The sequence below is a fragment of the Clostridium sp. J1101437_171009_A5 genome, from assembly GCF_015547905.1.
Lineage (GTDB): Bacteria > Bacillota > Clostridia > Oscillospirales > Oscillospiraceae > Pseudoflavonifractor_A > Pseudoflavonifractor_A gallinarum.
In genome coordinates, this window is the sequence record NZ_JADMVY010000012.1 from 52,313 (window position 1) to 74,302 (window position 21,990).

Below are 21,990 nucleotides of genomic sequence, written 5' to 3' on the forward strand. Positions count from 1 at the left end.
CTAGAATACTTTATGGTATAATCATACCAGCATCTCTCGAAAAAATCAAGGAGGAATTCACATGATTACAAAAAAAGAAGCGCTGGAAAAAATCAAGGAGTACGTGGCCTCTCAGGAAGAGGAAGTCATTCAGTTCCTGAAGGACTTCATCGCCATCGAGAGCGTCACCTACAACGAGGGAAAGGCCGTTGAATTTCTCGCCAATAAGATGAAGGAGTTCGGCTTCGACGAGGTCCGCATCGACAAGGTCGGCAACGTGGTTGGCCGCGTTGGCTCCGGCAAGACCGTCCTCCTCTACGATGCCCACATCGACACCGTGGAGCTGGGCGAGCCCGCCGACTGGGGCGGCATGAACCCCCTGGAGGCCCAGATGGAGGAGGGCAAGGTCCTCCGCGGCCGCGGCGCCGTGGACGACAAGGGCTGCCTGACCGGCATCACCTTCGCCGGCAAGGCCCTCAAGGCCCTGGGTCTGGATCAGGACTTCACCCTGTGGGTGTCCGGCTCCCTGTCCGAGGAGGACGTGGAGGGCTCCTGCGTGAAGGCCATGACCGAGGAGAACCCCGACATTAAGCCCGACTTCGTGCTGGTGGCCGAGGCCTCCGAGGGCCGCGTGATCCGTGGTCACAAGGGCCGCGCCCTCATCAAGATCACCGTTCCCGGCAAGTGCGCCCACGCCTCCACCGCTTGGCGCGGCGACAACGCCCTGATCAAGGCTCTGCCCATCATGGAGCGCGTGGACAAGTTCCAGGACTTCGTGGAGGATCCCTTCCTGGGTAAGGGCTCCATTGAGGTGACCAAGGTCGACTGTAAGACCCCCTCCCTGAACACCATCCCCGGTGAGGCCGTCATCACCTGCGACCGCCGCATCTCCTGCGGTGAGTCCATCGACGACCTGCTGGCCGAGGTCTCCCAGTTCTATAAGGATATCCCCGGTGTCACCGCTGCCATCGACACCGAGAAGGTCCAGACCTACACGGGCTATGACATCACCTGCGTGGACTACTTCCCCTCCTGGGTGCTGCCCGAGGATCATCCCCTGATCCAGTCCGGCGTGGATGCCTACACCGAGCTGTGGGGCGAGAAGCCCGTGGTCGGCTCCTGGGAGTTCTGCACCAACGCCACCCACCTGTGCGGCCGCATGGGCGTGCCCGCCATCGGCTACGGCCCCGGCGACGGCTCCCTGTGCCACTCCACTCAGGACAAGATGCCCATCGATGAGCTGATGAAGGCCATTTCCTTCTACGCTTCCCTGCCCCTGTTCGTTCCCAAGAAGGGCTAATTTACATCCCCTGTCCGGGGGGCGCGGTCCAAGCGGCCGCGCCCCCCGGCTTTTTGCTGTGCAGAAGCACGGCAGCATTGCCATGTGCCGCCTCTGGCAGCACGGCACGAAGTTTCTTTCTCTTGCCGGCCGGTATCCTTTCTTTTATAATAGAGTGAACTTTGACCGGGCGCTCCGGCCGCCGGATCGGGAGGTAATGCCATGCTCACACCTGTCCTGGACCCAAATGCTTCTCAGCCCCTGTATGAACAGATCTACCGCCATATCCGCCGGGAGATCGAAGGGGGCGCTCTCCGCCCCGGGGAGCGCCTCCCCTCCAAGCGCGCCCTGGCCGCCCACCTGAAGGTGGGGGTCATCACGGTGGAAAACGCCTATGAACAGCTGCTGGCCGAGGGCTACGTGTACACCCAGGCCAAGCGGGGCTTCTTTGTCCAGTCCCAGGAGACCGAGCGTCCCCTTTCCCCGGCCGCTCCCTCTGCGCCCGCCCCACCCGAGCCTGCGGAGGTGTCCCCTCTTCCCTATGACTTTTCCACCAACGCCGTGGACACGGAGCACTTCCCTTTCTCCACCTGGGCCCGTCTGATGCGGGAGGTCCTCAGCGAGGAGGACAGCGCCCTTCTCTCCTCCCCCCACCCCCAGGGCGTGCCGGCGCTGCGCGCGGCCATCGTGCGCTACCTCCACGACTTCCGGGGCATCGACGTCCACCCGGACCAGATCGTGGTGGGGGCCGGCGCGGAATATCTCACCACCCTGCTCTTCCAGCTCCTGGGCCGGGGCGGAGGATGGGCGGTGGAGGACCCCGGCTACCGGAAGGTCCAGCGCATCCTCTCCCACACCGGCGCCCTGGTCTGCCCCATTCCGCTGGACCGGGAGGGGCTGCGCACCGACGCCCTGCGCTGGTCGGGCGCCCGGGTGGTCCACGTCACCCCCTCCCACCACTTTCCCCTGGGTACCGTTATGTCCATGCCCCGGCGGGAGGCCCTCCTCCGCTGGGCCGGAGAGCAGCCCGACCGGTATATCATCGAGGACGACTACGACAGCGAGTTCCGCTTTGACGGCCGCCCCGTCCCCGCTCTCCAGAGCCTGGACAAGAATGAGCGGGTCATCTACCTCAACACCTTTGCCAAGAGCCTGGCCCCCTCTCTCCGCATCGGATATATGGTCCTTCCGCCCCATCTGATCCGGCGCTATCGGGAGGAATTCCGGCTCTACTCCTCCACGGTCCCCTCCTTTGAACAGTACACCCTGGCCCGTTTTCTGGAGCGGGGCCACTTCGAGCGCCACATCCGCCGCATGCGGACCATCTACTGCCAGCGCCGGGATGCCCTGCTGGCGGCGGCGAAGGGAGCCGGGCTCCTGGCGTGGGGCTCCTTCTCCGGCATGGAGGCTGGTCTCCACCTACTCTTTCGGGTGTCCTCCCCCGTTCCGGAGGGAGCTCTGGTAGAGGCCGCGGCGGAGGCCGGGGTGGGGGTCTCCCCGCTCAGTGCCTACTCCATCACGCCCCCGGATACACCCGGCCCCGTCCTGGTCCTGGGCTATGGACGGCTGGACCCCGCCGACATGGTCCCCGCCATGGAGCGGCTGGCCGCGGCCTGGCAGCCCTTCTTTTCTCCCGGCAGCCCCTCCGGACGCCGCACCTCTTCGCCCTCCCTCCCATAGTATGGTGCAGGCGGGTCCTTTCCGCCGTACTCTGATATGGGGGAATCTCGTTATGTGCTGCTATCGAAACAACGCGCTTCGTTCCTGTTCCCGCTGCTCCTGCTGTTCGGGCTGCTGTGGCTGCTCCTGCGGCGGCGGCTCCGCCCGTTCCAATGGCTGCGGCTGCTCCAGCTCCACCAGCTCGGCCTCCTGCTCCGGCTGGAACCGCAGCTCCGGCTCCGGCTGCGCCTCTTCCTACTGGGTGTCGGTCCCCTCGTTCCTCTGTGGCAGCGGATGCGCCCAGGCCGAGGAAGCCCGCAGCTGTGGGTGGGCCCTGGCCGAGGCGGCCCGCAGCTGCGGATGGGAGCTGGCAGAGGAAATCCGAAGCTGCTGTGACTGATCCTGGTCTTGATCCACCGATATGCCGTCCTCACGGACGGCATACTTACCCCATATCAAAGAGAGAGCGCCGCAGGGATTCCTCCCTGCGGCGCTCCTATTATTTATGATACGCCGCCCTTCCCGCTCTCCATGGCGGCCTCCAGCTTTTTGAGGGCCTTCTTTTCGATGCGGGATACATAGGAGCGGCTGATGCCGCACTGCGCGGCCACCTCCCGCTGGGTCAGGGGGTGGCTGCGGGCCAGCCCATAGCGCATCCGGATGACCATTGCCTCCCGCTCGTCCAGGCACTGCTCCACGCAGGCGCGGACCTTTGCGCAGGCATCCCGGGTGTCCAGCTCCTCCAGCATATTGTCATCCACCCGGATGGTGTCCAAAATGGAGAGGGAATTGCTGTCGCCGTCCCCATCCAGCGTGTCCGACAGGGAGACCTCCCCCTGCAGCTTGCGCTGGGAGCGAAAATACATCAGGATCTCATTTTCAATGCATCGGCTGGCATAGGTGGCAAGGCGCACCTTCTTGTCCAGCTTGAAGGTGGTGATGCCCTTGATGAGTCCGATCGTTCCGATGGAGATCAGGTCGTCCTGATCCCCGTTGGGGGTATAGTACTTTTTCACGATGTGGGCCACCAGGCGCAGGTTGTGCTCGATCAGCCGGTTGCGGGCCTCCAGATCTCCCGCCGCCATCCGCTCCAGACATTCCTGCTCCTCCTCCGTCTTCAGGGGTCTGGGAAAGGACCCTCCCTCTCCTCCCGAAAGCCGAAGCGTGAGAAACAGCCCGTTGAGTATCAGGGCAATCCATGCCGGGATCATGCTTCATTCCTCCCTTTCCGTCACAATGCGTATGGGCTCCATCCCATCCTATTCCCCCGGTGCAAGTCCCTATGTATCGCCCTGATATGCAAGAACTAATTTTGACAAAATATCTCTTTCCCTTTTATTCGAAACAGAAATTTTTTCTTCCCACCCCCCTCCGGGCATTTACGCTGTGCAAAAAGACGTATATAATAAAAAAAGACACGCTGAATTTTGTTTTGATTTGGAGAATTGAGGGGGCCACCGCAAATGGGGATCACAGACATCATTACCATGCTGGGCGCCATTGCCACATTCCTGTTCGGAATGTCCACGATGACCGACGGTCTGGAAAAACTGTCCAGCGGACGTTTGGAGTCCATTCTGGAGCGTCTGACCAGCAACGTCTGGAAGGGCGTTCTTCTGGGGGCGCTGGTCACCGGACTCATCCAGAGCTCGGCCGCCACCACCGTCATGTGCGTGGGCTTCGTCAACGCCGGCATCATGAAGCTCCGGCAGACTGTGGGCATCATCATGGGCGCGAATATCGGCACCACGGTCACCGCCCAGCTGCTCCGTCTGGGTGATCTCTCCTCTGATCAGCCCCTCCTGCTCCTGCTGAAGCCGGCCACCCTGGGTCCCATCCTGGCGGTGATCGGCATTCTCTTCTACATGTTCCTCCGGGGCGGACGGAAAAAGATCATCGGGCAGATCATTCTGGGTCTGGGTCTCCTCTTTATTGGAATGAAAACCCTGGAGGGCGCGGTGGCTCCCCTTCAGGACCTGCCGGAATTCCGGGAGCTCTTCGTGGCCTTCTCCAATCCCTTCCTGGGCGTCCTGGTGGGCGCGCTGGTCACCGCCCTGATCCAGAGCTCCTCCGCCTCCATGGGCATTTTGCAGGCCATGACCTCCACCGGTGTGGTGACCTTTCACATCGCCATCCCCCTCATCATGGGACAGAACATCGGCACCTGCGTCACCGCCCTGCTCTCCGGCATCGGCGCCAGCAAAAACGCTAAGCGCACCGCCTGCATCCACCTGCTCTTCAATGTGATCGGCACCCTCTTCTTCCTCATCCTGCTGTACGGTTGCAACGCCCTGTTCCACTTCTCCTTCTGGACCGCCCAGATGGACCGGGGCAGCATCGCCAACCTCCACCTGGCCTTCAATGTGGGCTGTACCCTCCTCCTCCTGCCCTTCAACGGCCTGCTGGTCACCCTGGTGGAGCGGCTCATCCCCGGCGATACCGACCAGAAGGAGGTCTCCGTGCTGGATGAGCGCTTCCTCTCCACTCCCTCCCTGGCCCTGGAAAAGTCCCACGACACCGTGGTGCAGATGGGCCATTTCGCCCTGGAAAACTACCGCTTGTCGGTGGAGCTCCTCAACCATTTTGACTCCAAAAAGCTGGAGCGTCTCCAGGAGACCGAGGCCGCTCTGGACAAGCTGGAGGGCCTGCTGGACAACTACCTGGTCCGCCTGAGCGACCGCTCCTCCCTCTCTCCGGAGGACAGCGCCAAGGTCTCGGAGCTGCTCCACACCCTGTCCGATTTTGAGCGCATCGGCGACTATGCGGTCAACCTCTCCGACTGCGCCGTCCTGCTCCACGACCGGGGGATCGTCTTTTCGCCCTCGGCCAAGCAGGAGCTGCGCCTCATGACCTCCGCGGTGGAGGAGACCATCGTCCGCGCGCTGGAGTGCTACACCAAGCGCTCCCACGATCTGGCCATGGAGGTGGAGCCCATCGAGGAGGTGGTGGACCTCCTGCGGGACGAGCTGCGCAGCCGCCACATCGAGCGCCTGAAAAACGGCGAGTGCACCGTGGAGCTGGGCAGCCAGTTCCTGGAGCTGCTCATCAGCCTGGAGCGCATCTCCGACCACTGCTCCAACATCGCCCTCTACATCGTCCGGGAGACCTCCCCCGCCGACGCGCTCATCCGGACCGACTCCCACGCCTATATGCACGCCCTGCACCACGGTGAGGACCAGGAGTTTGACGCCATGTTCCAGGAGTACCGCCAGAAATACTACGCGCCCCTGGAGGCCGCGCCCCTCACCTCGCGCTGAGTCAACCAGACAAAAAGAGCCGGGATCGCAATCGATCCCGGCTCTTTTCATACATATTCGATTTTACATCAGCTTTACGGTGTAGTAGACCGCCATGGCCAGGAGCCACACGATGAGCACCCCGTACAGGAGCATCATCGGCCCCATCACCAGGCCGATCACCTGGATGAGGGCCACCACCAGGCAGGTGGCGTAAAGCATGGTGTAGTTGGCGTCCTTGGGCAGGAGCACCATGCGCTTGTCACCCCGCTGGAACACGCCGTTACGCTCCTGAAGCAGATGAGACGTGACCGCCACGGCTACCAGGAAGAGGATCTCCACCGCCAGATACCCGTAGACCTCCATCGGATGGGCCAGACGGCGGTTGAGCAACCACAGGCCCAGCAGCCCGGCACCGCTCATCAGGGACATGACGAAAAATTCCCGCTGATAGAGGTAGTAGATCAGGGCCAGCACCGCCAGACAGGGCACGCCCACATACAGTGCCTTAACGCCGGTCTTGTCATAAAAATGCACGATCAGGGCGCAGGCCGCCAGAACTCCGGCTATGGTGGTCAGCACCTGGGGCATCACCCGACGGGACCCCTTCTTCCAGGAAGTCACCCACCAGGCCAGACAGCCCAGGAAACAGACCGGAAGGACCACCGCCAGCACGCTGAACACGTTCCGCAGCGCCATGGCGATCTCGATATCTTTTACCTGATAATTGACATAATAGCGATTGAGGAGCAAAAGCAGAGCCTCCAGCACGACCGAACCGCCGATCCAGATGAGGACCCGGTTCATGGCCGCTTCCTCCTGCTTGGCCCGCTCCGCTCGTTCTCTCTTATCCATGTATTCATCTCCTGTGCTATGCAGCATTCGTCTCGCATTCGTATATTTTAGCAGATTACAGCCCCTTTTGCAACAAGAAAAACCCCCGGATTCCCAAGTGCGCTCTTTACCCATCCTGTTTTTCTGTGCTAAAATAGAGCCGGTTCTCTTCTTCTGTTTTCCAGAATCTATCCCATAGGAGTTTATTTTTTATGTCAAGTCGTGCCATCCCCACCTTTTTCCTGCTCTCCGCGCTCCTGCTCTCCTCCTGCGCCCTCCCCGGCGGAGAGACCTCCGCCGCAGAGCCGGCCCAGCGGCAATTTTTTGCCATGAACACCCTAATGACCCTCCAGATCACCGGTGAGGAGGCCGAGGACGCCCTCTCCGCCGCGGTGGAGGAGGTCAACCGGCTGGACCGGCTCTTCTCCCGCAGTCAGTCCGAGAGCGACATCGCCCGCCTCAACGCCCACGCCGGGGACGGAACCGACGTCCCCCTCTCCCCCGAGACCACGGAGCTGCTCTCCCTGGCGCTGGAGGAGACGTCGGCCACCGCCGGCGCCTTTGACGTGACCGTGGCTCCGGTGATCGACGCCTGGGGCTTCGGCACCGGGGACGCCGGGCAGTACCGCCTCCCCTCGGAAGGGGAGCTGGAAGCCCTCCTGCCCCTGGTGGACAGCGCCGCTCTCCACGTGGATACCGCCGGGAACACCGCCCGGCTGGACCGCTCCGGCATGGAGGTGGATCTGGGCGGCATCGCCAAGGGGTATACCGCCGACCGGCTGGTGGAGCTGCTGGGGGAGTACGACGTCTCCTCCGCCCTGCTGAATCTGGGCTCCAGCACCATCACCCTGGTGGGGAACAATCCCTCGGGCCAGCCCTGGCGGGTGGCCCTCAAGGACCCCCAGGACGAGGAGCAGCAGATCCTGCTCCTCTCCCTGTCCGACCAGGCCCTGTCCACCTCGGGGGCCTATGAGCAGCACTTTGAGGAGAACGGCGTCACCTACCACCACATTCTGGACCCCCGGACCGGCTATCCCGCCCAGACCGGCATCCTCTCGGTCACGGTGGTCTCCGACAACGGCGCCCGGGCCGACGCCCTCTCCACCGCTCTGTTCGTGGCCGGGCCGGAGCAGGCGCTGGAGCTCTGGCGGGCGGACGACTCCTTTGAGTGCGTGCTCTGCCTGGAGGACGGACGCATCCTGATCACCCAGGGACTGGAGGACCAGTTCCTGTACAATAAGGAGGACTCCCATGGCTACACCTGCGAGATCGTCCGCCGCTGACCGCCTCCGCCCCGCTCCGGGGGACGCTCTGGTGGTCCTGCTGGTCCTGTGCGCTGCGCTGGCGCTGCTCTGGCTGCTCCGTCCCGCCCCGGCCGGGGAGCTGACGGTGGAGGTCCGGCTGGACGGCACCCTGATCGGCTCCTATCCTCTGGAGGAGGCCGACGCCCCCGTCTATGTGGACGTGGACGCCCCCTGGCCCCTCACGCTGGAACTGGACGGCCGCCGGGTCCGCATCTCCCACAGCGACTGTCCCAGCCAGGACTGTGTCCACACCGGCTGGATCGACGAGGCCGGAGAGCAGATCATCTGTCTTCCCAACAAGCTCATTATCTCCCTGGTAGGAGAACAAGATACGCAGTCAAAAGACTTTGACGTGATCGTTGGGTAAAAAGTTCCATCAACGCGCCATTTTTCCCCGCCGCCCCACGCACAACCATATGCACTCAGGAGGGAATCTTATGCCGACCTATCTGCTGGCCCTGGATCAGGGCACTACCAGCTCCCGCGCCATCCTCTTTGACCGGGAGCAGCGCATCGTGGGCACCGCCCAGAAGGAGTTCACCCAGCACTATCCCCGGGAGGGCTGGGTGGAGCACGACGCCATGGAGATCTGGTCCTCCCAGTACAGCGTCATGATGGAGGTGCTGGCCCAGTCCGGCGTGGACCCGGCCGACATCGCCGCCATCGGCATCACCAACCAGCGGGAGACCACCATCCTCTGGGACAAGGAGACCGGACGCCCCATCCACAACGCCATCGTCTGGCAGTGCCGCCGCACCGCCCCCATGGTGGACGCCCTGCTGGAGCAGGGCCTGGGGGAGCACATCCGGCGGACCACCGGACTGGTCCCCGACGCCTACTTCTCGGCCACCAAGATCAAGTGGCTACTGGACCATGTGGAGGGGGCCCGGGCTCTGGCCGACCAGGGCCGCCTCCTCTTCGGCACGGTGGACACCTGGCTGCTCTGGAAGCTCACCGGCGGCGCCGTCCACGTCACCGACTACACCAACGCCTCCCGCACCATGCTCTATGACATCCGCCGCCTGTGCTGGGATGAGCCCCTCCTCCAGGCCCTGGACATCCCCCGCTCCATCCTTCCGGAGGTGCGGGACTCCAGCGCCATCTACGGCTATACCGACCTCCAGGGGGTAAGGGTGCCCATCGCCGGGATCGCCGGGGATCAGCAGGCCGCCCTCTTCGGCCAGGGCTGCTTCTCCCCGGGTGAGGCGAAAAACACCTACGGCACCGGCTGCTTCCTCCTCATGAACACCGGCGAGACCCCCTGTGAGAGCAGCAACGGCCTCATCACCACCATCGCCGTGGGCCTGGACGGCGCGGTCCAGTACGCCCTGGAGGGGTCGGTCTTTGTGGGCGGCGCCGTCATCCAGTGGCTGCGGGACGAGCTGCGCCTGCTCACCGAGAGCCGGGATGCCGAGTACTATGCCCAGAAAGTCCCCGACACCGGGGGCGTCTATCTGGTCCCCGCCTTCACCGGTCTGGGCGCCCCCTACTGGGACATGTACGCCCGGGGTTGTCTGGTGGGCCTCACCCGGGGCACCCGGCGGGAGCACATCATCCGGGCCGCCCAGGAGTCCATCGCCTATCAGGTGGCCGACCTGGTGGCGGCCATGGAGAAGGACACCGGCCTTCCCCTCTCGGCTCTGCGGGCCGACGGCGGGGCCAGCCGGGACGCCTTCCTCCTTCAGTTCCAGGCCGACATACTGGACCGACCCGTCCTGCGCCCTGTCATCCGGGAGACCACCGCGCTGGGTGCGGCCTGCCTGGCCGGACTGGCCGTGGGCATGTGGAAAGACCGGGAGGAAATCCGCGCCCTGTGGAAGGAGGACGCCCGCTTCTCCCCCGCCCTCCCCGCACCCCGCCGGGAGGAGCTCCTCCGGGGCTGGCACAAGGCAGTGGGCCGCAGCCTGGACTGGGCCGAGCACTGATTCTCCCGCTCCCGTTCCTGTTTCTTCCTTTTTCTCTTGCAGGGCCCGGTCAAACGCAGTACAATAGACTCGTATGTCAGACAGGAGGCCCTAATCATGGAACAACGTGATTCCTTTTCCTATCAGTGCGGCGTGGTGGACGCCTTCAACGAGATGGTGGCAGCCGAGGTCAAGGCCCTGGCCCTGAGCCACCCCATGGATACCCGGGAGGAGATGGAGGCCCTCATCGCCTATGCCCACGAGAGCTGCCGCCGGCACGGCACCAAGCTCTATCCCGAGTGCGATCCCCTCATCACCGATCTCTTTCCCGCCTCCCTCAACCGCGGGAAGTACAATATCCTCTTCTACAAGGCCGATCATGTGATCGAAGAGTACATCCGGCTCAAGGACCGCAAGGCCGCCACGGTGGAGGCCGGCGCCTATTTCGGCGGCAACCGCAGCCGCATCGCCCGGGACTACGGCCGCCTCCTCTCCTATCCGGAGGAGACCATCCGCCGCCTGCTCTCCGAGAACACCGACCGGGAGTGAGGAACGTCCCGGGGTTGACAAACCGACACGTCCACGCTATAATGTGGCAAAGCGATGAAGGGAAAAAAGACAGGTTTCCTCCGTTCAGAGAGCCGGTGGCTGGTGTGAACCGGTACGTGCAGGGCCTGTGTATTCTGGTCCCCGAGCGGTCCGCCTGAACCTCAGTAGGGCGGGACGGCTGGCCCCGTTAGCGGCCGTGGCCTTGTTGGAGGCCGTGAGCGTCCGCCGGTGACGGCGGACGGAACCAGGGTGGTACCGCGTATGAAATGACGCCCCTGACCTTAACCGGTCAGGGGCTTTTTGTTTTGTCTTCTGACCAATCGCTCAAGTTCGGAGGTATGCATCATGAGCAAGTCGTTTGAGAAGTATATTCCCTTTGTCCCCCTCAAGATGGAGCACCGCTCCTGGCCCGACAAGCAGATCACCAAGGCCCCCATCTGGTGCTCTGTGGACCTGCGGGACGGCAATCAGGCCCTGGTGGACCCCATGAATCTCCAGGAAAAGCTGGAGTATTTCCACACCCTGCTGGACATCGGCATCAAGGAGATCGAGATCGGCTTCCCCTCCGCCTCGGAGACCGAGTTTGAGATCTGCCGGGAGCTCATCGAGGGCGGCCACATCCCCGACGACGTGACCATCCAGGTGCTGGTCCAGGCCCGGCCCCATCTGATCCAGCGGACCTTTGAGGCCATCCGGGGCGCCAAGCACGTGATCCTGCACTTCTATAATTCCACCTCCACCCTCCAGCGCAAGGTGGTCTTCCACATGGATATGCCCGGCATCACCAAGATCGCCACCGACGCGGCCAAGCTCATCTACGAGCTCTCCCAGAGCGTCATCGCCGAGGGCATGGACCTGCGGTATGAGTACTCCCCTGAGTCCTTCATGGGCACCGAGATGGACTACGCGGTGGAGATCTGCCAGGCCGTGCTGGAGGAGCTCCATGCCACCCCGGAGAAGCGGGTCATCCTCAATCTCCCCACCACGGTGGAAAACTGCATGCCCAACTACTTTGCCGACGAGCTGGAGTACTTTATCTCCAAGCTGCCCAGCCGGGACTGCGCCATCATCTCCCTCCATCCCCACAACGACCGGGGCTGCGGCGTGGCCACCGCCGAGATGGGCCTGCTGGCCGGGGCCGAGCGCATCGAGGCCACCCTCTTCGGCAACGGCGAGCGCACCGGCAACGTGGACATCGTCACCCTGGCCCTCAACATGCACACCCAAGGCGTGGACCCGGAGCTGGACTTCTCCCACATCAACCGCATCAAGGAGATGTACGAGCGCTGCACCAAGATGAAGGTGGGCGAGCGGCAGCCCTACGCCGGCGAGCTGGTCTTTACCGCCTTCTCCGGCTCCCACCAGGACGCCATCAACAAGGGCACCCAGTACATGCGCGACAGCGGCAGCGGCAAGTGGGAGATCCCCTATCTCCCCATCGACCCGGCCGACGTGGGCCGGGAGTACGAGCCCATCATCCGCATCAACTCCCAGTCGGGCAAGGGCGGCGCGGCCTTCGTCATGCAGCACTCCTTCGGCTTCGACCTGCCCAAGGCCATGCACCCGGAGTTCGGCCACATCGTCCAGGTGGAGACCGACCGGGTGGGCACCGAGCTCAAGCCCGAGCGCATCTATGAGCTCTTCCGGGAGAACTACATCGACGCCGTCAAGCCCTATGAGCTGGTGCGCCACTCCTTCGCCGAGTTCACCGACGAGGAGGGCCACTCCCACGTCACCTTCGCCGGCACCCTCCGCCATGCCGACACCACCTTCCAGGTCCAGGGCTCGGGCAACGGCCCCATCGACGCCTTCTTCAACGCCATCCACGGCCAGAAGATGGACCACTTCACCTTCGTGGACTACAAGGAGCACGCCATCAAGCAGGGCTCTGACTCCCAGGCCGTGGCCTATATCCACCTCCGGGACGAGAACGGAGCGGACTGGTTCGGCGTGGGCATGAGCCACAACATCAACCTGGCTCCCCTCAAGGGCATCCTCTCGGCCATCAACCGGGCGGCCCTTCACCGGGACTGATTTGTCTCTTCCGACGAAATTCGCCAGGCATCGGGCACTCGCCCGGTGCCTGGCTTGCTTTTTGTATGGGATTCGGGTATTCTGTTAATCGTAATCATTGAAATCTGAACCATGAATGAGGCGAATCACCATGAAATATCTCCTGGACAGCCATACTCATACCATCGCCAGCGGACATGCCTACTGCACCGTGCTGGAGATGGCCCGCGCCGCCGCCGACCGGGGGCTGGAGCTGCTGTGCATCACCGACCACGCCCCCGCCATGGAGGGCACCACCTGCCGGGACTACTTTGCCAATCTGGGGGTCATCGACCGGGAGCTCTTCGGCGTGCAGATCCGGATGGGCGTGGAGCTCAATCTGCTGGACACCGAGGGCACCGTGGACCTGGACGAGCCCCTCCTGCGCCGCACCGATATGGCCATCGTCAGCCTGCACACCAAGTGCATCCCCACCGGCGGCACCGCCGAGGGCTATACCAACGGCCTCTTGCAGGCCATGAAGAACCCCTATGTGAACATCATCGGCCATCCCGACGACGGCCGCTATCCCCTGGACTATCCCACCCTGGTCCGCGCCGCCGCCGACGCGGGGGTGCTGCTGGAGGTCAACAACAGCTCCCTCACCCCCGGCGGCTTCCGGGTCAACGGCCCGCTCCACTGCGCCGAGATGCTCCGGGAGTGCAAAAAGCAGGGGGTCCCCGTGGTGGTGGGGAGCGACGCCCACTTTGTCTCCTACGTGGGCAACCACCAGTACGCCGACGCCCTCTTCCAGGAGCTGGACTTCCCCGAGGAGCTGGTCATGAACCGGGACAGCGCCGCTTTCCTCGCCTTCCTGAAGGCCCGCCGCGCCCGCTGAGATGGAAGCCTATTATTTCCGCCAGCTGGACAAGTACGGCCAGAGCGTCTACCACGCCATCCAGGAGGGGCTCACCGACCTGAGTCCCTCCTTTCCGGTCCCCCGGATGGAGGGGAAGGAGCTCAGTGAGGTCCTCTTCCGCCTGCGGCTGGACCGCCCGGAGCTCTTCTATGTCACCGGCTTTTCCTACCGGGTGCACCCACAGGCCGCCAGTGTGGAGTTCATTCCCCAGTACCTCTTTGACAAGGGGAAGATCCGGGAGCACCAGCGGGCCCTGTCCGCCCGGGTGACCAAGCTGGCCCGTCCGGCCCAGTCCATGACCGACTGGGAGAAGGAGCGCTATGTCCACGACTTCATCTGCCAGAACGTGCGCTATGACAAGCTGAAAAAGCCCTATTCCCACGAGATCCTGGGCCCTCTGGGCCAGGGGGTGGGGGTGTGCGAGGGGATGGCCAAGTCGGTCAAGGCCCTGTGCGACGCCCTGGGGCTCTGGTGCATCGTGGTAGTCTCCCACGCTGCCCCCGAGCAGGGAATCCGCTACCGCCACGCCTGGAACATCCTGCGTCTGGGGGGAAGCTATTACCACCTGGACGCCACCTTTGACCGCACCCTGAGCGGGGAGGGGCCCATCCGCTACGACTATTTCAATCTGGATGACCGGCGCATCTTCCGGGACCACCAGCCCCTGGTCTACCCCGCGCCCGCCTGCACCGACGGGGACGCCTTCTACTACCGGGTGCAGAAGCGCTCCTTCACCCGCGTGGAGGAGGTGGTCCGGCGGGGGGAGCAGGCCCTGCGCAAGAAGCAGCCCCTCCTCTTCCACTGGCGGGGCGGGGCACTCACCCGGAGCGTGCTGGAGGAGCTCCTCCCCCCGCTGGAGGAGGCCGCCCGGGCCCGGAGCCGCTATGTCCAGGTCCGGGTCAACTGGCCCCAGGCCGTGCTCCACATCACCTTTCCCGACCAGCCCCCCGAGCAGACCTGTACCACCGAGGAGGCCAACGAGGGGGAGGCCCTTGCCGCGTCCGAGCCTTCTGAGGCGTAACGCGGGGGGACCTCCCCCCTGCGTTCTATTCCAAAAAATAACACTTGCATCTGGGATTTGGCTATGCTATAATGGCGCAGAAATGAGCAGAGGAGGAATTTCTTCCCTACCCATTCTTTTTTACGCCATTAGTTAGCATCTACTAACCGTTTCGTGATGGCACGATACCCACCCGGCCTTCTGTCCGGTGGATACCGTGCTTTTTCATGCCCAGCCGTTAGCTATCGCTAACCATCAGGAGGAATGTACCATCAAAGCAAAGCACATCACCCTTTTTCTGGCCCTCGCCCTGGCGCTGCTCTCCGTCGTGTCCCTCTTCGTGGGGGTCATCGACCTGGACGCCGCCGCCCTGCTGCGGGGCGACCTGGAGCATCTCCAGCTCTTTCTCATCTCCCGCCTTCCCCGGCTCATGGCCATCCTGTGCACCGGCGTGGGGATGAGCGTGGCGGGACTCATCATGCAGAATCTCTGCCGGAACAAGTTTGTCTCCCCCACCACCGGGGCCACCATCTCTTCCGCCCAGTTCGGCATCCTGCTGGCCCTGCTCTTCCTGCCCAACTCCACCCTCTGGAGCCGGGCCCTCTTCGCCTTCTGCACCGCCACCCTGGGCACCTGGATCTTCGTGTGGTTCATCCAGCGGGTCCAGTTCAAGGACGTGGTCATGGTCCCGCTGGTGGGCATCATGTTCGGCAACATCATCGGCGGCGTCACCAGCTATCTGGCCTACCAGTATGAGCTGACCCAGGCCCTCTCCTCCTGGCTGGTGGGGCACTTCTCCCTGGTGCTCCGGGGGAGGTATGAGCTGGTCTACCTGACCCTCCCCCTGGTGGCCCTGGCCTTTCTCTTCGCCAACCACTTCAACATCGTTGGAATGGGCCGGGACATGTCCCACAACCTGGGAGTCCCCTACCGCCTGGTGCTCTTTCTGGGGCTGACCCTGTCCGCCCTCATCACGGCCAGCGTGGTGGTGGTCGTGGGGTCCATCTCCTACATCGGTCTCATCGTCCCCAACGTGGTGGCCATGTTCAAGGGGGACAAGATCCAGGGCACCCTGGTGGACACCGCCCTGTTCGGCGCCCTCTTCGTGCTGGTCTGCGACCTCATCGGACGGGTGGTCCTCTTCCCCTATGAGCTCCCCATCGAGCTGATCTCGGGTATCCTGGGCAGCCTCCTCTTTGTGCTTCTGCTCTTCTACCGCCTGCGCCACGGGCAGAAGGCCATCCGCCTGGGCGGGAATCCCGGCAGCGGATGCTGCTCTCCCCTCCCGGAAGGAGGTGAGGGCTGATGCACACCGCCGCCTACCGCGCCAATGTGCGCAAGCTGGTCCTGCTGGCCGGCCTGGCCGCCCTGGCGGCCCTGGCCTACCTGCTGGTGGAGGTCTCCCTGGAGCACACCCGTCTCTTCCAGTACGCCATGAAGCTCCGCCTCCCCAAGCTGGCGGCCATGGTGGTCACCGCCTTTGCCATCGGCGGAGCCTCCATCGTCTTTCAGTCCATCATCCAGAATACCATCGTCACCCCCTGCCTGCTGGGCATGAACGCCCTGTATACCCTCATCCACACCGCGGTGGTCTTTTTTGCCGGTTCGGGCAGCCTGCTGGCCCGGAATGCCAACCTGTCCTTTGCCGCAGACCTGCTCATCATGGGGGTGGTGGCCACTCTGATCTACAGCGTGCTCTTCCAGAAGACCAACCACAACATTCTCTATGTCCTGCTCATCGGCACCGTGCTCAGCTCCTTCTTCTCCAGCATCCAGACCACCCTCACCCGTGTGATGGACCCCAATGAGTACGACAGCCTCCTCACCACCCTGGTGGCCAGCTTCAGCAACATCAACGGGAGCATTCTGGCCTTCTCGGTGCTTCTGCTGGCCCTGCTGGTCCTGGTCCTGCGCCGGGAGCTTGCCCTGCTGGATGTGCTCACCCTGGGAAAGGACCAGGCCATCAACCTGGGGGTGGACTATGACAAATGCGTCCGGCGGCTGCTGCTGGGCGTGACCCTCTCCATCGCCGTGGCCACCGCCCTGGTGGGCCCCATCTCCTTCCTGGGCCTCATCATCGCCAACCTCTCCCGCCAGCTTCTCAAGACCTACCGCCATGCCCACCTGATCCTGGGTGCCGCCCTTCTGGGCACGGCGGTGCTGGTGGGGGGACAGCTCCTGGTGGAGCATGTCTACACCTACGCCATCCCCGTCAGCGTGTTCATCACCGTGGGGGGCGGCGTGTACTTCCTCTATCTTCTGCTGACCGACAGGAGGGTCTGAAACCATGTTGATCAAAGAACTGACCAAGCGATACGGGGAGAAGACCGTGGTGGATTCCATCAGCTTCTCCCTGCCCAAGGGGGCGGTCATCTCCCTCATCGGCCCCAACGGCGCGGGAAAATCCACCGTGCTCAATATGCTCTCCCGCCTCATCGCCCGGGACAGCGGCCTGGTGGAGCTGGGCGGCCGGGACATCACCAGCTGGAAAAACAAGGAGCTGGCCAAGCACCTGGCCATCCTGACCCAGAGCAACAACGTACAGATGAAGCTCACCGTGCGGGAGCTGGTCTCCTTCGGCCGCTTCCCCTACTCGGGCAGCCGCCTCACCGGGGAGGACCAGGCCATCGTGGACCGGGCCATCGCCTACATGGAGCTGGAGGAGTTCCAGGACCGCTTCATCGACGAGCTCTCAGGCGGCCAGCGCCAGCGGGCCTATATCGCCATGGTGATCGCCCAAGACACCGAGTACATCCTCCTGGACGAGCCCACCAACAACCTGGACATCTACCACGCCACCAACCTCATGAAGATCGTCCGCCGCCTGTGCGACGAGCTGGGCAAGACCGTGATCCTCGTGCTCCACGAGATCAACTATGCCGCCTTCTACTCCGACTACATCTGCGCCTTCAAGGACGGCAGGATCGCCAAGTTCGGCACCGTCGCCGAGGTCATGACCAAGGAGACCCTCTCCGACATCTACCGGGTCCAATTTGAGATCATGGAGGTGGAGGGGCGTCCCCTGTCCATCTACTACTAAATTCCCATATTGAAACACTGCAAAGGAGCGTATATCCCATGAAGATTCTTCCTACCCTCGCCCTCACCCTTCTCCTCGACCTGGGCCTCACCGCCTGCGGCACCGCCGCCGCCCCCACCTCCACGCCCTCCGCCCAGCCCGAGGGCGAGCCCTCCACCGTGACCATCCAGACCCTGAACGGCGACAAGGAGACCGTGGAGCTGGAGGTCCCCTACGATCCCCAGCGCCTGGCCGTGCTGGACATGGCCTCCCTGGACATTCTGGACGCCCTGGGCGTGGGCGACCGGGTGGTGGGCAGCGCCGACACCACCCTGGAATACCTCCAGTCCTACATCAACAGCGACTCCGTGGCCCCTCTGGGCACCATCAAGGTGGCCGATCTGGAGGCGGTCATGGCCTGTGAGCCCGACCTCATCTTCATCGGCGGCCGTCTGGCCAGCAGCTACCAGGCTCTGAGTGAGATCGCCCCTGTGGTCTACCTGTCCACCGACACCCAGCTGGGCGTGGTGGAGAGCGTGCGCCGCAACGCCTCCACCGTCGCCTCCCTCTTCGGTCTGGAGGCGCGGGCCGAGGAGCTCCTGTCCGGCTTTGAGGCGCGCATCCAGACCCTGTCCGAGTTCGCCGCCGGAAAGACCGCCATCATCGGCATGTGCACCAGCGGCAGCTTCAACGTGCTGGGAGACGACGGCCGCTGCTCCCTCATCGGCCGGGAGGTGGGCTTCACCAACGTCGGCGTAGACGAGGCCGCCGCCACCTCCACCCACGGCAATGAGGCCTCCTTTGAGTTCGTGCTCCAGCAGAATCCGGAGTATCTCTTCGTCCTGGACAAGGACGCCGCCATCGCCGCCGAGGGCGCCAAGCTGGCCCAGGACATTGTGGAGAACGAGCTGGTCATGGGCACCCAGGCCTATCAGGACGGCCACATCGTCTACCTGGCCCATCCCGCCGTGTGGTACACCGCCGAGGGCGGCATCACCGCGCTGGACTGGATGCTTCAGGACCTGGAGTCCCTCCTGCCCGCGCAGACCGCCGCGTAATTTTCCCCCTCCCCATACGCTCCGGCCCGGCCGCACAATGCGCCGGGCCGGAGTTTCATTTTCAACTGGAAAAATGACTCTCGTATATGTTATAATATAAAAATATCCATTTATACAGGAGGACCCCATGCGATATTATGTAGCGCCGCTGGAGGGATTGACGGGCACGATCTTCCGCCGCATCCACCACCGCTATTTTCCCGGCGCGGACAAGTACTACACCCCCTTTCTCTCCCCCAGCCACGACCATGTCTTTACCAAGCGGGAGAAACGGGAGATCCTGCCGGAATATAATGAGGGCCTGCCCGTGGTGCCCCAGCTTCTGACCCGCCGGGCGGAGGACTTTCTCTGGGCCGCCAACCGTCTTTTTGAGATGGGCTATCCGGAGGTCAACCTCAACCTGGGCTGTCCCTCGGGCACCGTCACCGCCAAGGGGAAGGGTTCGGGCTTTCTGGCCTTTCCCGAGGAGCTGGACGCCTTTCTGGCAGAAATCTTTGCCGGGGCGCAGGGACCGGTCTCCATCAAGACCCGGCTGGGCATCCGGGACCCTGAGGAGTTCTGGCCCATTCTGGAGTGCTACAACCGCTATCCGGTGTACGAGCTCACCGTCCATCTCCGGGTGCAGAAGGATATGTACCGCCACCCCGTCCGTGGGGAATATCTGGCCCCCATCCTGGCACAAAGCCGCAATCCGGTCTGCTATAACGGGGATCTGATCCGTCCGGGGGACCTCTCGGCTCTGACCAACTCCTTCCCCGGGCTGGAGGCCGTGATGATCGGCCGTGGCCTGATGGCCGACCCCGCCCTCATCTCGGTGCTCCAGGGCGGCAAGCCTCTGGAGCGCGCGACCCTGCGCACCTTCCACGACGCCCTCTACGAGGCCTATGCCCAGGCCTTTGACAGCCGCCGCAACGCCATGCTGCGCATGAAGGAGCTCTGGTTCTATCTGATCCACCGCTTCGAGGGGGCCGAGCGCTATGGAAAACAGCTCCGGAAGGCCTCCGATCCCCGGGATTTTGAGGCCGCTGTGGAGCGCATCTTCACCGAGCTCCCCCTCCGGCCGGAGACCGTGCCGGGATGGTAGGCGCGGAAAAGAGCTGGTGGGTCTACATCCTTCTCTGTGCCGACGGGACACTGTACACCGGCATGACCGACGACATCCCCCGCCGCCTGCGCGCCCATAATACGGGCCGGGGCGCCAAATATACCCGGGGCCGCCGCCCCGTCCTTCTGGTCTATCGGGAGCGCTGTGCCAGCCGCTCCCAGGCCCTCCGGCGGGAGGCCGCCCTCAAGCGGCTCAGCCGGAGCCAAAAATGGGATCTCATTCAGACGAATCGGAATGAATTGGAGGGTATGCATACCATGGAAGAAAAACAGGTACGCTTTTTCCCGGCGGATGTGCGCTGCTCCGTCCCCCTGGGAAGCACGCTGATGGAGGCCTGCCGTGCGGCCGGTCTCTGGCTGGACAGCCCCTGCGGCGGAAATGGAACCTGCGGCAAGTGCCGTGTGGAGCTCCGCCGGGGCACCGAATGGGTCTCGGTCCTGGCCTGTCAGACCCCGGTCACCGAGGATCTGGAAGTCCGCCTGCCCCAGGAATCCGGAGGGCTGCACATCCTCACCGACGGAGCCGGGCGGCGCATCGCAGCCGACCCCCTGGTCCGCTGGTATCCGGTCTCCCTTGCGGACTGCCGCCGCAGCCGCAGCCTGTGGGAGGGCTTCTCCCAGGCCCTCCATACCGCCTTTGGGATCACCCCCGCCGTTCCCTCCCCCGCGGTGCTGGGGGAGCTGGCCCGGTATCTGGCGGAGGAGGCCACCCAGGTCTGGGCCCTTCTGTCCGGGGAGACCCTTTTGGCGCTGCGCGCCGATCCCCCCGCCCCCCTGTTGCTGGCCTTTGACCTGGGCACCACCACCCTGGCCGGCTACCTGCTGGACGGTGTGACCGGGGAGACGCTGGCGGTGGGCAGCGACCGCAATCCCCAGGCCTCCTTCGGCGCCGACGTGATCGCCCGCATCGACGCGGCCCGGGAGCTGGGCCCCGCTCCCCTGCGGGAGGCCCTGCTCCAGACCCTCTCCTGTATGACCGCGGAGATGGCCGCCCGGGCCGGCCGCCCGGCGGAGGAGATCGTCCTCACCGTCCTGGCCGGAAACACCTGTATGCACCATTTGGCCCTGGGCCTCTCCCCCGCCTCCCTGGGCCTGGCCCCCTACCTGCCCGTCCTGCGGGAGCCCCTTCTCCTCCCGGCCGCCGGGTGGAATCTCCCCGTCCACCCCGCCGGACAGGTGGCCATGCTCCCCAACCTGGCGGGCTTCGTGGGGGCGGACACCGCCGCCTGCCTCCTCGCCGGGGATTTTGTCCGCCGGGAGGAGCTCACTCTGCTCCTGGACATCGGCACCAACGGCGAGCTGGTACTGGGCAACCGGGAACGGCGGATCACCTGCTCCACGGCGGCCGGTCCCGCCTTTGAGGGGGCCAAGATCCGCTGCGGCATGCGGGGCGCCGAGGGGGCCATCGACCACGTCCATCTGGAGGACGGACGCCTGGTCTGTCATGTCATCGGAGAGGGCGCGGCCCGGGGCATCTGCGGCTCCGGCCTGCTGGACGCCGTGGCCGCCCTGCTGGACGGCGGGGTCCTGGACGAGTCGGGCTGCCTGCTGGAGCCCGAGGAGCTCTCCGATCCCCGTTTGGCCGCCTGCCTCACCGAGGTGGACGGGGCCTCCGCTGTTCTCCTGGCTCCGGCCCCGGAGCCGGGCGGGGATCCGGTGGTCCTCACTCAGAAGGACATCCGGGAGCTCCAGCTGGCCAAGGGGGCCATTGCCGCCGGCATCCATCTGCTGGCCCAGGCCTACGGCGCCGAGCTGGAGGACATCCAGACGGTACTCATCGCCGGGGCCTTCGGCAACTTCATGCGCCCGGAGAGCGCCTGCCGCATCGGCCTCATCCCGCCCCAGCTGCTGGAAAAGATCCGCCCCGTGGGCAACGCCGCGGGAGAGGGGGCCTGTCTGGCCGCCCTCAGCTGGGCGGAGTATGCCCGGTGCGCCTCCCTGGCCTCCGGGACAGAGTATCTGGAGCTGGCCCAGCACCCCGGCTTCTCCACCTGTTACATGGAAGAGATGGCTTTCCCGGAAGGTTAGGCTTACCTCTGGTAAATGTGCAACGTTTTTTAATATAAAATAAAAAATTTTTATTCAATATTGATATTTGCTAAAATATGCGTTATGATACTTAACGGGAGCCATCCCAATTTGATATAGTGATAT

General features: G+C 64.0%; 19 protein-coding genes and 1 other annotated feature. Of the genes, 17 read left to right on the plus strand and 2 right to left on the minus strand.

Features of this window, described 5'->3' with window-relative positions:
• The first annotated feature begins 61 nt into the window (after nucleotides 1–61).
• From I2C21_RS14415 to I2C21_RS14425, 3 genes are all read left to right on the plus strand, one after another.
• A complete protein-coding gene (locus I2C21_RS14415; protein ID WP_101691898.1) occupies nucleotides 62–1,279 on the plus strand; it encodes a YgeY family selenium metabolism-linked hydrolase in 1,218 nt (405 codons plus the stop codon).
• Nucleotides 1,280–1,480: 201 nt separating this feature from the next.
• On the plus strand, nucleotides 1,481–2,938 hold the full coding sequence (gene pdxR, locus I2C21_RS14420; protein WP_195279593.1) for a MocR-like pyridoxine biosynthesis transcription factor PdxR: 1,458 nt from the start codon (nucleotides 1,481–1,483) through the stop codon (nucleotides 2,936–2,938).
• A gap of 52 nt (nucleotides 2,939–2,990) precedes the next feature.
• Complete coding sequence (locus tag I2C21_RS14425) at nucleotides 2,991–3,317, plus strand: hypothetical protein (RefSeq protein ID WP_145996825.1); 327 nt, start codon at nucleotides 2,991–2,993, stop codon at nucleotides 3,315–3,317.
• Between the two features lie 103 nt (nucleotides 3,318–3,420).
• Here I2C21_RS14425 and sigK read toward each other — a convergent pair whose 3' ends face one another.
• Nucleotides 3,421–4,128, minus strand: coding sequence for an RNA polymerase sporulation sigma factor SigK (gene sigK / locus I2C21_RS14430; RefSeq protein WP_195279594.1), 708 nt, complete (start codon nucleotides 4,126–4,128; stop codon nucleotides 3,421–3,423).
• Nucleotides 4,129–4,380: 252 nt separating this feature from the next.
• Between sigK and I2C21_RS14435 the strand changes: the two genes are divergently transcribed.
• Entirely contained in the window at nucleotides 4,381–6,174 is a 1,794-nt protein-coding gene (locus I2C21_RS14435; protein ID WP_252192539.1) for a Na/Pi cotransporter family protein, read from the plus strand.
• Nucleotides 6,175–6,237: 63 nt separating this feature from the next.
• Here I2C21_RS14435 and I2C21_RS14440 read toward each other — a convergent pair whose 3' ends face one another.
• The gene (locus I2C21_RS14440; protein WP_193537270.1) at nucleotides 6,238–7,008 is read right to left on the minus strand and encodes a hypothetical protein; all 771 of its coding nucleotides are present in this window, start codon (nucleotides 7,006–7,008) and stop codon (nucleotides 6,238–6,240) included.
• A 191-nt stretch (nucleotides 7,009–7,199) separates the two neighbouring features.
• On the opposite strand from I2C21_RS14440, the gene I2C21_RS14445 reads away from it, so the two are divergent.
• The 13 genes from I2C21_RS14445 (at nucleotide 7,200) to I2C21_RS14505 (ending at nucleotide 21,864) form a co-directional block, all read left to right on the plus strand.
• Entirely contained in the window at nucleotides 7,200–8,270 is a 1,071-nt protein-coding gene (locus tag I2C21_RS14445) for an FAD:protein FMN transferase (protein WP_195279595.1), read from the plus strand.
• Nucleotides 8,239–8,658 carry a NusG domain II-containing protein gene (locus tag I2C21_RS14450; protein ID WP_195279596.1) on the plus strand — a complete coding sequence of 140 codons (420 nt, stop codon included), beginning with the start codon at nucleotides 8,239–8,241 and terminating at the stop codon, nucleotides 8,656–8,658. Before I2C21_RS14445 ends, I2C21_RS14450 begins: the two co-directional genes overlap by 32 nt.
• A gap of 70 nt (nucleotides 8,659–8,728) precedes the next feature.
• Nucleotides 8,729–10,216, plus strand: a complete 1,488-nt coding sequence (glpK, locus tag I2C21_RS14455; RefSeq protein WP_195279597.1) for a glycerol kinase GlpK — start codon at nucleotides 8,729–8,731, stop codon at nucleotides 10,214–10,216.
• Nucleotides 10,217–10,312: 96 nt separating this feature from the next.
• Entirely contained in the window at nucleotides 10,313–10,744 is a 432-nt protein-coding gene (locus tag I2C21_RS14460; protein ID WP_101691869.1) for a hypothetical protein, read from the plus strand.
• 45 nt (nucleotides 10,745–10,789) lie between these two features.
• Nucleotides 10,790–11,024, plus strand: a binding site (T-box leader).
• Nucleotides 11,025–11,089: 65 nt separating this feature from the next.
• Entirely contained in the window at nucleotides 11,090–12,778 is a 1,689-nt protein-coding gene (gene leuA, locus I2C21_RS14465; protein WP_101691868.1) for a 2-isopropylmalate synthase, read from the plus strand.
• 130 nt (nucleotides 12,779–12,908) lie between these two features.
• Nucleotides 12,909–13,634, plus strand: a complete 726-nt coding sequence (locus I2C21_RS14470) for a phosphatase (RefSeq protein WP_101691867.1) — start codon at nucleotides 12,909–12,911, stop codon at nucleotides 13,632–13,634.
• 1 nt (nucleotide 13,635) lies between these two features.
• Nucleotides 13,636–14,676, plus strand: coding sequence for a transglutaminase domain-containing protein (locus tag I2C21_RS14475; RefSeq protein WP_195279598.1), 1,041 nt, complete (start codon nucleotides 13,636–13,638; stop codon nucleotides 14,674–14,676).
• Between the two features lie 187 nt (nucleotides 14,677–14,863).
• Nucleotides 14,864–15,961 carry an ABC transporter permease gene (locus tag I2C21_RS14480; protein ID WP_353654823.1) on the plus strand — a complete coding sequence of 366 codons (1,098 nt, stop codon included), beginning with the start codon at nucleotides 14,864–14,866 and terminating at the stop codon, nucleotides 15,959–15,961.
• Complete coding sequence (locus I2C21_RS14485) at nucleotides 15,961–16,938, plus strand: iron chelate uptake ABC transporter family permease subunit (protein WP_186963386.1); 978 nt, start codon at nucleotides 15,961–15,963, stop codon at nucleotides 16,936–16,938. The genes I2C21_RS14480 and I2C21_RS14485 overlap by 1 nt, the downstream gene beginning before the upstream one ends.
• A 4-nt stretch (nucleotides 16,939–16,942) precedes the next feature.
• Complete coding sequence (locus tag I2C21_RS14490; protein ID WP_101691864.1) at nucleotides 16,943–17,695, plus strand: iron ABC transporter ATP-binding protein; 753 nt, start codon at nucleotides 16,943–16,945, stop codon at nucleotides 17,693–17,695.
• 38 nt (nucleotides 17,696–17,733) lie between these two features.
• Nucleotides 17,734–18,732, plus strand: a complete 999-nt coding sequence (locus tag I2C21_RS14495) for a siderophore ABC transporter substrate-binding protein (protein WP_195279599.1) — start codon at nucleotides 17,734–17,736, stop codon at nucleotides 18,730–18,732.
• A 127-nt stretch (nucleotides 18,733–18,859) separates the two neighbouring features.
• Nucleotides 18,860–19,816 (plus strand): tRNA dihydrouridine synthase, encoded by a 957-nt coding sequence (locus I2C21_RS14500; RefSeq protein WP_195279600.1) that lies wholly within the window; start codon nucleotides 18,860–18,862, stop codon nucleotides 19,814–19,816.
• On the plus strand, nucleotides 19,810–21,864 hold the full coding sequence (locus I2C21_RS14505; protein WP_195279601.1) for an ASKHA domain-containing protein: 2,055 nt from the start codon (nucleotides 19,810–19,812) through the stop codon (nucleotides 21,862–21,864). Before I2C21_RS14500 ends, I2C21_RS14505 begins: the two co-directional genes overlap by 7 nt.
• The last annotated feature ends 126 nt before the right edge of the window (nucleotides 21,865–21,990 follow it).

What these genes read in the sequence shown, in the direction of transcription:
- I2C21_RS14415 (WP_101691898.1), top strand. Translation starts at nt 62, where the DNA reads ATGATTACAAAAAAAGAAGCGCTGGAAAAAATCAAGGAGTACGTGGCC.
- pdxR (WP_195279593.1), top strand. Translation starts at nt 1,481, where the DNA reads ATGCTCACACCTGTCCTGGACCCAAATGCTTCTCAGCCCCTGTATGAA.
- I2C21_RS14425 (WP_145996825.1), top strand. Translation starts at nt 2,991, where the DNA reads ATGTGCTGCTATCGAAACAACGCGCTTCGTTCCTGTTCCCGCTGCTCC.
- sigK (WP_195279594.1), bottom strand. Translation starts at nt 4,128, where the DNA reads ATGATCCCGGCATGGATTGCCCTGATACTCAACGGGCTGTTTCTCACG.
- I2C21_RS14435 (WP_252192539.1), top strand. Translation starts at nt 4,381, where the DNA reads ATGGGGATCACAGACATCATTACCATGCTGGGCGCCATTGCCACATTC.
- I2C21_RS14440 (WP_193537270.1), bottom strand. Translation starts at nt 7,008, where the DNA reads ATGGATAAGAGAGAACGAGCGGAGCGGGCCAAGCAGGAGGAAGCGGCC.
- I2C21_RS14445 (WP_195279595.1), top strand. Translation starts at nt 7,200, where the DNA reads ATGTCAAGTCGTGCCATCCCCACCTTTTTCCTGCTCTCCGCGCTCCTG.
- I2C21_RS14450 (WP_195279596.1), top strand. Translation starts at nt 8,239, where the DNA reads ATGGCTACACCTGCGAGATCGTCCGCCGCTGACCGCCTCCGCCCCGCT.
- glpK (WP_195279597.1), top strand. Translation starts at nt 8,729, where the DNA reads ATGCCGACCTATCTGCTGGCCCTGGATCAGGGCACTACCAGCTCCCGC.
- I2C21_RS14460 (WP_101691869.1), top strand. Translation starts at nt 10,313, where the DNA reads ATGGAACAACGTGATTCCTTTTCCTATCAGTGCGGCGTGGTGGACGCC.
- leuA (WP_101691868.1), top strand. Translation starts at nt 11,090, where the DNA reads ATGAGCAAGTCGTTTGAGAAGTATATTCCCTTTGTCCCCCTCAAGATG.
- I2C21_RS14470 (WP_101691867.1), top strand. Translation starts at nt 12,909, where the DNA reads ATGAAATATCTCCTGGACAGCCATACTCATACCATCGCCAGCGGACAT.
- I2C21_RS14475 (WP_195279598.1), top strand. Translation starts at nt 13,636, where the DNA reads ATGGAAGCCTATTATTTCCGCCAGCTGGACAAGTACGGCCAGAGCGTC.
- I2C21_RS14485 (WP_186963386.1), top strand. Translation starts at nt 15,961, where the DNA reads ATGCACACCGCCGCCTACCGCGCCAATGTGCGCAAGCTGGTCCTGCTG.
- I2C21_RS14490 (WP_101691864.1), top strand. Translation starts at nt 16,943, where the DNA reads ATGTTGATCAAAGAACTGACCAAGCGATACGGGGAGAAGACCGTGGTG.
- I2C21_RS14495 (WP_195279599.1), top strand. Translation starts at nt 17,734, where the DNA reads ATGAAGATTCTTCCTACCCTCGCCCTCACCCTTCTCCTCGACCTGGGC.
- I2C21_RS14500 (WP_195279600.1), top strand. Translation starts at nt 18,860, where the DNA reads ATGCGATATTATGTAGCGCCGCTGGAGGGATTGACGGGCACGATCTTC.
- I2C21_RS14505 (WP_195279601.1), top strand. Translation starts at nt 19,810, where the DNA reads ATGGTAGGCGCGGAAAAGAGCTGGTGGGTCTACATCCTTCTCTGTGCC.